The sequence below is a fragment of the Streptomyces sp. NPDC049577 genome (genome assembly GCF_040675635.1).
Taxonomy (GTDB): Bacteria; Actinomycetota; Actinomycetes; order Streptomycetales; family Streptomycetaceae; genus Streptomyces.
The window spans coordinates 1-6,086 of sequence record NZ_JBFAPH010000365.1; the positions used below are offsets into that span (position 1 = coordinate 1).

Below are 6,086 nucleotides of genomic sequence, written 5' to 3' on the forward strand. Positions count from 1 at the left end.
ACTGCACCCGCACCCCGAGGACAACGCCATCGCGGCGATGCATCTGAACGTCGAGCGGGCCCTGGAGGCGTCCGGGATCGAGGCGACGTTCCTGCGGCCGGGCGGCTTCGACAGCAACGCACTCGGCTGGGCGCAGGCCGTCAAGACGGCCGGTGCCGTGGATCTGCCCTATCCGAACGGTGAGTTGAGTGTCATCCACGAGGCGGACATCGCGGACGCGGCCCTCGCCGTGCTCACCACCCCGGCCCTGCGCGGCAAGGCCTACCGGCTCACCGGGCCCGAGTCGCTCACCGGTGCCGAGCAGGTCGCCGTCATCGGGAAGGCGGCCGACCGGCCGATCGCGGTGAACCACGTCGGCCCCGAGGAGTGGAAGGCCTCGGTCTCCGGGTTCCTGCCGCCCGCCCTGGCGGACGCGTTGCTCGCCTTGGCAGCCGAGACGGACGGCCGGCCCGACACCGTCACCGACGCCGTCGAGGAACTCACCGGCCACCCGGCCCGCACCTTCGCGGAATGGGCGGACGAGAACGCGGACGCCTTCCGGCCCTGACGGACTCCCTCTTGGGCCGGGAGCCGGGAGAGGGGGAGCCGCTTCACCCACCCCTCCCCCGGTTCTCACTCCCTGACTCCCCATTACCCCTGGCGTGCATCTGTGCGGTCGGCTATCATCACACTAACGAGACGATACGGATCGTCTCGTCAAAGAGGGGTGCAACTCGCACCCGCGGATGAAGGAGTGGTTCTCCCTGTCGGACACCAGGAATTGGTTCATCACCGGCGCTTCCCGCGGCCTGGGTCGTGCGTTCGCCGAGGCGGCCTTGTCGGCCGGGGACCGCGTCGTCGCGGCCGCTCGCGACGTCGAGCCGCTGGCGGAACTGAGCGAGAAGTACCCGGACGATCTCCTGCCGATGCCCCTCGACGTCTCCGACCGCCGGGCCGTCTTCGAGGCGGTTGAGCGTGCGGCAGCCGCCTTCGGCCGGCTCGACGTCGTCGTCAACAACGCCGGGGGTCTGCTGTACGGCATGGTGGAGGAGGCCACCGAGCAACAGGTCCGGGACCATTTCGACGTCAACTTCTTCGGCGCGGTGTGGGTGTCCCAGGCCGTCATCCCCCTTCTGCGCGCCCAGGGTTCCGGGCGCGTCCTCCAGATCACCTCGATGGGCAGCGGCGGCGGCATGGCGTCCGTCGGGTTCTACGGGGCGGGCAAGGCGGCGCTCGACTCGTTCAGCGAGGCGATGGCGATGGAGGTCGAACGGTTCGGCGTCAAGGTCACCAGCGTGCAGATGGGCGGCTACGCCACGGGGCTCTTCACGGCCGGCACCACGGCGACCGCCCCGGATCCGGCCTACGAGGCGCTGCGCGCCGAGCTGGCGGAGATGTGGGGCGACGACGCGGGTCCGGACCCGAGCACCGCGGCGCCCGTCATCATGAAGCTGGCCGAGCTGCCGGATCCGCCACGGCGTCTGGTCGTGGGCGGCAACTCGTTCGACCTCGTCCAGGAGATGCATCGCGCGCGGGGTGAGCAGTACCGGGCGTGGGAGTCCCTCAGCCGCCTGGCGCCGGGGTGAGCGGTACTCGGAGCGGTACTCGGCGCGGTGCCGCCCGCGGTGGGGCCCGGGCCGTCCGTCACAGCCAGCCGTTGCGGCGGAACGCCCGGTACAGCGCCCCCGCGGCGAGGGCCATTACTCCCAGGGCGCACGGGTACCCGTAGGCCCAGTGGAGTTCGGGCATGTGCTGGAAGTTCATCCCGTAGAGCCCGGCGACCATGGTGGGGACGGCGAGTATGGCGGCCCACGCGGAGATGCGGCGCATGTCGTCGTTCTGCCAGGTCCCCACCCGGGCGAGGTGTGCGTCCAGCACCGAGTTGAGCAGCTCGTCCATGGAGCGGACCTCGGCGTGGCCGTGGTGCAGATGGTCGGCGACGTCGCGGAAGTACGGTGCCGCTTCCTGCGGCCAGCGCGACCGGCGGTCGGTGAGGTCCTGCAGCACGCCGACGAGCGGTTGTACGGCGTCGCGGAATTCCAGCACCTCCCGCTTGAGCGAGTAGATCTCCTCGGTGAGGTCGTCGCGCGTGGCGGAGAACACGCGCCGTTCGATCTCCGACAGGTCGTCGCCGACGCTCCGCCCGGCGTCGGTGTAGGCGTCGACGGTCACATCGAGGACGGCGTGGAGCACGGCCGCGGGGCCGAACCGCAGGGTCGTGCGGTCGGCCTCCAGCCGCCGGGCGGCTTCCGGGGCCGGATCGGCCGGGCCGTGGTGGACCGTGAGGATGTGGCGCGGGCCGAGGAAGACCATGAGCCGGCCGGTTTCGACCGCGGAGGTCTCCTTGACGTACCGCAGGGGCTTGAGCCCCAGGGCGAGCACGTCGTCGCCGTACCGTTCGAGCTTGGGCCGGTGCTGGTCGCGCACCGCGTCCTCGACGGCCAGCGGGTGGAGCCCCAGCTCGGACGCGATCTCGGTGAGCTCCCGCTCGTCGGGGTCGGCCAGATGGACCCATCCGAACGTTTCCCCGCCGAGCTCCCGCAGGCGTTTGACGACCCTGCGGCAGTGACCGTCCGCCTGATCGCAGTCGACCTTCTCGGCGTCGCCGCCCCGTTCCCGGTAAATCAGACACCACATACCTCTCGCATGCTTCACGGCGCCGACTTCATGCCGGTGACGGTCTCGCCCGCTGTCCGGCGCGGCCCGGTCGCCTTCAGCTGTCGAGCGGGTTCGCGGCGACGCGCCCGGCGATGCCCGCGCCGATCGCCGACGCCGCCGCGCTGCCGGGCTTGCGGTCGGCCTGGTCCTGGAAGCAGGTGACGAACTCCTCCGCGAGCCCCAGGCGCGGATACCGCGCCAGGACCTCGGCGCGCAGGCCCTCGGGGAGGGCGTCCACGCCTCGGCCCGAGATGTCCAGCGAGGTGGAGTACTCCAGCAGATGGCCTTCGGGGTCCCGGGCGACGTCCACACTGCTCCACATGTGCCGGACGATCACTTGCGAGACGCGCTCTCGCCGCTCCGCCGGCCATCCGGCGGCCGCCGCGAAGACCCACGCGACATGACCGCCGGCTTCCTCGAAGGGCACGGTGTGGCTGTCGAACGCCGGCACCAGCCCGAGGTCGTGGAGCAGCGAGGCCACGTAGAGCAGCTCCGGGTCGAAGGCGATGTCGTGCGCCGTCGCGTGGGCCGCGGCCCACAGGTAGGAGCGGATGGAGTGGTTCAGAAGGGCGGGCGAGCAATACGCGCCGGCCACTTCCCGGGCCGCCGAGCAGGCCGCGGAGTCCGGAACAACAAGATCGTCTAGTCTCATGGCACGATTCTCGCCCATGCGTGCGATCGCCCTCGCGCCGGTCCCGATCGCGCTGGTCTCGATCGCGCCGTCCGGGCGCCGACGGAAGGGAACCGCCACCACCATGTCTGCCCTGTTCCGGGTGTCTCCCGAGGAGGTCGTCGACGGCCAGCTCGCGGCCTACAACGCGCGCGACCTCGAGAAGTTCATGGAGTACTACGTCGAGGACGTGTCCGTCCACGCCTTCCCGTCCGGCGAGGTGCTCGCCGACTGTTCCGGGCCCGCCTTCCGGGAGCGCTACCGCCGGCTCTTCGCCGGCAGCCCCGATCTGCACGCCGAGCTGGTCTCGCGCGTACGCCACGGCCGCATCGTCGTCGACCAGGAGCGGGTGACGGGTTTCATGGGCGACCAGGTGCGGACGGCCGTGGCGATGTACGAGGTGGGAGCGGAGCGGATCGAGCGGGTCTGGTTCGTGGCCTGACGGGCGATTCGGAGCGAGCGGGTCCGGACTCCGGCGGCCCGCGGCATTCCCTGTGGGCTGGGTGGAGGGCGAACGCGCCCTCGCGTCTACGATGTGCCGGTTTGGAGGCGATCATGAGTTTCACCGTTCCGCCGGCACCGCTGGACATCACGGAACACTTTCCCGCGCTCGTGCCGTATGCGCGTGCCACCACGCTGCTGTACCCGCGCATCGGCACCCCCGGGCGGGGGGACAGCTCCCTGGGCGGACCACTCCTGTGGCCGGCCGACGAGAAGTGGCCGGCCTGCGCGGCGACCGACCACTACTTCCCGGCCCCCGGTCCGGGCCCCGTGACCATGGTGCCCGTGCTGCAGCTCTTCGCACGCGACGTCCCGGCCCTGGTCTTCCCTCCCGGCACCGACGTGCTGCAGATGCTGTGGTGCCCGCTGCTCCACTCCGACGACGACCAGTGGTCGCCGGTGCCCGTGCTGCGCTGGCGGTCCGCCGCCGAGCTGCGGTCCCGGCCACTGCTGGAGGAACCGCCGATGCCGCGCGAGTTCGAGGAGGACTTCGTCCCACGGCCCTGCGTGGTGCATCCCACCGAGGCAGTGGAGTACCCGAACTGGGACCTGCCCGAGGAGTTGTCCGAGGACGTGGGCGAGTGGAGCGACGCGCTGGTGGAGGCCACCGGCATCTCCTACTACGACGCGTACACCACCCAGCAGAGCAAGGTCGGCGGATACCCCGGCTGGACGCAGCCTCCCGACTGGCCGGACTGCGCTTGTGGCGCGCCGATGGAGCACCTGCTGACCGTCTCGGCGAGCGAGTCGGCCGGCCGTTGGCTCCCGGTGGAGGAACGCGACGACGATCCCTATGCGGACAACAGCCACGGCATGCCCATGGGAGACGTCGGGGGCGTCTACGTCTTCATCTGCCGCAGCTGCCCCGGCTGGCCGACGGCCCATCGCTTCGACTGCTGAGCGGTCCGTGAGGACGCCCAGGATCGGCTCGAAGGCGCCGGGAGCGGGTAGACCGTCAGGAGTCGGCGGCCAGCAGGGCGCGCAACCATAGGTCCTCGCGCTGCTCGATGTATTCGGCGTCGCTCCGCCAGATGTCGCCGTGGCCTGCGGCCCACAACGCCGACCAGGGCCGGACGCCCTGGGCCGCCCGGTCGCGCAGGAAGTCGTGCATGGACCGGGTACGGCGCCCCAGCAGAGGCACCAGCCTGCGGCGTTCGGCTTCGCCGAGGCCGTAGGCGTCGGCGAAGACCCGAAGCCGGTCCGCAGCGTCGGGGTGTTGCCGGTCAGGATGCGCGGACAGCGGGACGAACCCGTGCATGGCATACGCGACGTCCCACAGGCGGGAACCGGGGCCGGCGGTGTCCCAGTCGATGAAGGCCCACTGGGCTCCGCCGCCGATCACGAGATTCCACGGTGCCAGGTCGTGATGAGCGATGATGTCGCTGCCCTCGGCGGGGATCAGCTCCTGCCAGTGCGCGTCGGGCGGTGGCGTGAAGTCCTGCACGGCATCGTGGAAGTCCCGGATCAGTCGTGCCACACGGGCCAGTTGCCGGGTGGGTTCCAGCAGGGAGAACCGGTCGGGCCAGACCACATGTCCCGGCACGAAGGTCAATACCTCACGCCCCTGGTGGTCGATGCCCAGCGGGCGGGGCGCCGCGTGGAATCCCACCTCGTGCAGGTGGCTGAGCAAGGCGTGCACTGCGGGAGTCCACGGGCCGGTCGGACGGCGGACGGTGTCTCCGACGCGAACGACACCGTCGCTGACGTTGCCGCCGGACAACGGCTGTTCGTCTTCGTGCTGCATCGAGCCAGTGTGGCGGATGAGCCCGCCGCGATCACCTGATATGTCGTTTGGAAGGTGTGGATCTGAGACATGCCGCTGTTGGCGTAATCGAACCTGTGAGCTGTTGTCTGGACGAATTCGGCTACCTGAACCTGGACACTGGACAAGCCTGGACACTGAACAAGAAGGGCACCCGGGAACGCAAGGCAACCGCCGAGGCAACGAACTCGCCGTTCGCCGAGTGGGACAAGATCTTCGCTGACCCCAGGCTCTGCGTCACGCGGAGGTCATCGGTCTCCGCGGTGACAGCAACGGCATGCGCGGACACGGCCTCGGACACGTCCCGCCCGCCGAGATCGACAACGACCAGGACGCGGGCCGAGCAACGCTGCTAGACCCGCGGCACCTTGCTGAACAGATCGCCGTTGAGCTGGGGGCCGTTCATGAGGTCGAGGGCGCTGATATTGGCGCCGGGAACGAGACCCCCGGCAGCACCACCGGCGAGACCTTTGGAAAGGCCAGTGTTAAGGCCACCGGTAAGGCCGCCGACGCCGC

At 70.4% G+C, this 6,086-nt stretch carries 8 protein-coding genes; 5 read left to right on the forward strand and 3 right to left on the reverse strand.

The features are described from left to right. Nucleotides 1–547: NmrA family NAD(P)-binding protein (locus AB0K09_RS28370; protein ID WP_366068266.1), on the forward strand; the 547-nt coding region annotated here is incomplete at its 5' end. Between the two features lie 178 nt (nucleotides 548–725). Next, nucleotides 726–1,565, forward strand: a complete 840-nt coding sequence (locus AB0K09_RS28375) for an SDR family NAD(P)-dependent oxidoreductase (protein WP_366068267.1) — start codon at nucleotides 726–728, stop codon at nucleotides 1,563–1,565. A 58-nt stretch (nucleotides 1,566–1,623) separates the two neighbouring features. Here AB0K09_RS28375 and AB0K09_RS28380 read toward each other — a convergent pair whose 3' ends face one another. Both AB0K09_RS28380 and AB0K09_RS28385 read right to left on the reverse strand, forming a co-directional pair. Continuing rightward, nucleotides 1,624–2,616: a magnesium and cobalt transport protein CorA gene (locus tag AB0K09_RS28380; protein WP_366068268.1), complete on the reverse strand. Its 993-nt coding sequence runs from the start codon at nucleotides 2,614–2,616 to the stop codon at nucleotides 1,624–1,626. A gap of 76 nt (nucleotides 2,617–2,692) precedes the next feature. Then, the gene (locus AB0K09_RS28385) at nucleotides 2,693–3,289 is read right to left on the reverse strand and encodes an HD domain-containing protein (protein WP_366068269.1); all 597 of its coding nucleotides are present in this window, start codon (nucleotides 3,287–3,289) and stop codon (nucleotides 2,693–2,695) included. Nucleotides 3,290–3,305: 16 nt separating this feature from the next. Between AB0K09_RS28385 and AB0K09_RS28390 the strand changes: the two genes are divergently transcribed. Continuing rightward, nucleotides 3,306–3,749, forward strand: coding sequence for a nuclear transport factor 2 family protein (locus tag AB0K09_RS28390; RefSeq protein ID WP_366068270.1), 444 nt, complete (start codon nucleotides 3,306–3,308; stop codon nucleotides 3,747–3,749). A 113-nt stretch (nucleotides 3,750–3,862) separates the two neighbouring features. Continuing rightward, entirely contained in the window at nucleotides 3,863–4,708 is an 846-nt protein-coding gene (locus AB0K09_RS28395) for a hypothetical protein (protein ID WP_366068271.1), read from the forward strand. A 55-nt stretch (nucleotides 4,709–4,763) separates the two neighbouring features. On the opposite strand, the gene AB0K09_RS28400 is transcribed toward AB0K09_RS28395, so the two are convergent. Then, nucleotides 4,764–5,552 (reverse strand): phosphotransferase, encoded by a 789-nt coding sequence (locus tag AB0K09_RS28400; protein WP_366068272.1) that lies wholly within the window; start codon nucleotides 5,550–5,552, stop codon nucleotides 4,764–4,766. A gap of 295 nt (nucleotides 5,553–5,847) precedes the next feature. Here AB0K09_RS28400 and AB0K09_RS28405 point away from each other — a divergent pair. Then, the coding region (locus AB0K09_RS28405) for a hypothetical protein (protein WP_366068273.1) at nucleotides 5,848–6,086 on the forward strand (239 nt) is incomplete at its 3' end.